The following is a 1,073-nucleotide window of genomic DNA, read 5'->3' as shown; positions in this document are numbered from 1 at the left end:
CCACCCAGTCCGCGTCGAGCACGGCGGCGACCGCTGCCGCGCTCGCCCCACCTGCACGCCCGAGCCCTGCGCACCGCGGCCGCGGCCGTCCGCCGAGCCCGGATCCCGGCCGGCACATGGAGCGGCCCGCAGGCTTACGCCCGGGGCGGTCCCGCCGAGCAACTGCTCCACGCGCTGGAGGAGATGCTCGCCGAGGAGATCCGCGCGCACCGGCCCGACCTGGTCGACGAGTTGGCCCGCCACCTGAACGCCGCCTGGTCCAGCCGCACGCGCGGCGACGCCGAGGCCGCCGCGAACCTGACGGCGCCGTGGGCGGAGAACTGGATCGAGGAGGCAGGCCGGCGCCAGAGCGACGGCGCCAACGCGACCTCCGCACTGCAACTCCTGCTCCAGCAGGCGATCGCCACCCCGCCCGCCGGCGAAAAGCCGGTCGACACGATCGCGGTCGCCGAGCTCGTCGCCCTGGCCGAGCTCGTACGACACTGCGGCACCACCGCGGTCGCCGCCGCCCGCCGCCTGCACGACCTCCACCTGCAGATCCACCCCACCGGCGTCTTCACCCTCACCGACACCCCCGACCCCGACTCGGCCGACAGCCAGCGCACGGACGCCGAACTCGCCGCCCACCTCGGCTACGACGCCCACGCCTACCAAAGCGCCCGCCAGCAGCACCGCATCACCCGGGCCGCGACCGCCGATCCCGAACCGCTCGACGCCGCCACCGTCCTGGCCGGCCCAGGCATCCGCACGGCGACCGAGTACACCCAGGCGGACCTGCCACCCCGCAGCCACCTCGCCCAGGCCGACCGGCTGCTGCGCCAGCACTGGAACTGCGGCCTGGCCGCCCTGGGCGCCGTGCTGGCCACCGCCGCCGACTGGCCCACCGGCCCGCAAGGCACCACCGCCGTCACGGCCGAAGACCTCCTACGCGAAGCCGCCGCCTGGTCGAACCTGCCCGACGAGGAGCTGATCGCCGCCACCGAGCGGCTGACCCTGCACCCGGGCAACGCGGCCTCCGTCGGAGCGCATCCCTACACCGAGGTCGAGCGGCGCACCCGCCCCATGACCTGTCT

General features: G+C 75.7%; 1 protein-coding gene. It reads left to right on the top strand.

Annotated elements, in window-relative coordinates; all coding sequences use genetic code 11:
* The coding region (locus ACNFOC_RS54625) for a serine/threonine-protein kinase (protein WP_521987275.1) at nt 1-1,073 on the top strand (1,073 nt) is incomplete at both ends.

It is taken from the genome of Streptomyces colwelliae, assembly GCF_048158785.1.
Taxonomy (GTDB): Bacteria; Actinomycetota; Actinomycetes; order Streptomycetales; family Streptomycetaceae; genus Streptomyces.
The sequence above is the reverse complement of the archived record's forward strand: the minus strand, read 5'-3'. Positions and strand labels throughout refer to the sequence as shown.